This is a genomic window from Sutterella massiliensis (genome assembly GCF_016899755.1).
Lineage (GTDB): Bacteria > Pseudomonadota > Gammaproteobacteria > Burkholderiales > Burkholderiaceae_F > Sutterella > Sutterella massiliensis.
Map to the genome: position 1 here is coordinate 1 of NZ_JACJJC010000054.1, position 1,808 is coordinate 1,808.

The following is a 1,808-nucleotide window of genomic DNA, read 5'->3' on the forward strand; positions in this document are numbered from 1 at the left end:
GAAAGGATACGACTGCGTCATCCCGGGCAAGTTGTAAATGCTCTTGCCCAAACAGAACACGGGCTTTCCGGCTTCGAGCGCCATGATGCCGACAGTGCTATTGACGAGCACGACACCACGGCTCGCGGCGATCATTTTGGCGGTATTGCCGTCTTCGACAAAAGTCACCCGCTCCTCAATGCCAAGTTCGCGGGCAAAGCCCTCTATGAAATCGCCGTATCGAATAAGTCCGTTGTCGAGCGGGTGGTTCTTGATCAAGAGCCGTGTCCCGGGCATTGCCGATCGGGCAAACGAAGCCAATACGTCGGCAATTGCTTCCTGCACTCTGACATACGGCGAATAGAGCTGAATCTGACTGTCCGAAACAAGCTGCAGCGGAAAGAAGAAATACGGCGACTTGTTCTTGAAGAAATTGTGAAGTTTTTCTTCCGATAATTTCGCGCGCTTTTTCCTCGTCAAATACCTCGGCAAAATGCCGATGAGCTCGAAAAAGATGTTCGTCGGACGATGCGTACGGTAGTGCCGAAACATCGGCCAAAGGAAGAAGTTGCCTGTGTGATGAAGAATCGCCTTCCAAACCTTGTCGCGAATATCGTTGTCGATGGCGGCCGGCTTCGGATCCTTCAGAGTTTGCGCGAGCTCATGAATTTCGTGCGCACTCGTCGGAAGCGAAGAGCGTCCGTTTACCCCGTTTTCTTCAAGCGTCGAAAAACCGGCACGCAAATAACCTTCTTCAAACACCCAAACACGAATGCCGCGAACGATCGCGAGACGAATGGCTTCCCAGTGCAAAGGGCGCCAATCCCCGTAGACGCAAATATCCGTGATGCCAAGCTCTCGATAAAGCGAGCCGACCCATGCCGGCCACTCGTAAAGATTGCCTCGATAGTTGATGGCTTTGTTGAAGAGGCCCCAGAGAAACACGTCCCCACCGCAGAAATTCACCTTGTGGACAGCAGCGCCCGCAACAGCAAGGTCGCGAGCAAGAAGCTTGAAAAAACCGCTCTGCGGCCCCTGCAGAAGAAGGAAAGAACGCCCCTTAAGCGGAAAACTCGCATTAAATCCCTGCTCGGGAGTACGATTGCCGTTTTCGCCTAACTGCGTGTCGGCTTCTTCCTGCGTGAGTTTCATCTTCTAACAAGCATTAAAGCGCTTACAAAATTAATCTGTCAGCGGTGGAAATTTGAGCATTTTACGGATGCGGAGCGGGTTGGAAAGGGGATCAAGGGTTTATACGAGTGCTCTGAGCGCACAGTACCGTTTTTCGCGCTGTCTTGCCGTTCGTCTCGCCGTTTAAAATGCCCCCTCTTACAGATTCGCCTTCTCGTTCTTTTGTCTTTTTTCTTTAGGGTTTCAAACCATGCGTATTTTCCTCACCGGCGGCATGGGCTTTATCGGCTCTCATACGGCTGTCGCACTTCTAGAAGCCGGCCACGAAGTCACGCTTTACGACAATCTTTCCAATGCGGACAGAAGCGTCTGCGAGCGTATCGCACAGATCACAGGCAACACACCGCTTTTTATTGAAGGGGATATTCGCGACGAAAAAAAGCTTGAAACCGCACTGAAGTCAACGGGCGCCGAAGCTGTCATTCACTTTGCCGGCCTCAAAGCCGTAGGAGAATCAGTCGAAAAGCCTCTGGAATACTATGACAACAATGTTGTCGGAACCGTTCGACTTCTCCAGGCAATGCGAAATGCAGGCGTAACCCGCCTTATTTTCTCTTCATCTTCAACCGTGTACGGCACACCGGAAACGCTCCCGTTGCGGGAAGACTTTCCAACCGGCGAAGCAACGAATCCCTACG

Annotated in this window: 2 protein-coding genes; one reads left to right on the forward strand and one right to left on the reverse strand. The window is 52.0% G+C overall.

What is annotated here, in order from left to right; translation table 11 throughout:
• Nucleotides 1–1,131: capsule polysaccharide biogenesis protein (locus H6A60_RS11100; protein WP_205104601.1), on the reverse strand; the 1,131-nt coding region annotated here is incomplete at its 3' end.
• Between the two features lie 229 nt (nt 1,132–1,360).
• On the opposite strand from H6A60_RS11100, the gene H6A60_RS11105 reads away from it, so the two are divergent.
• On the forward strand, nt 1,361–1,808 hold a 448-nt coding region (locus H6A60_RS11105; RefSeq protein WP_205104604.1), incomplete at its 3' end, for an SDR family NAD(P)-dependent oxidoreductase.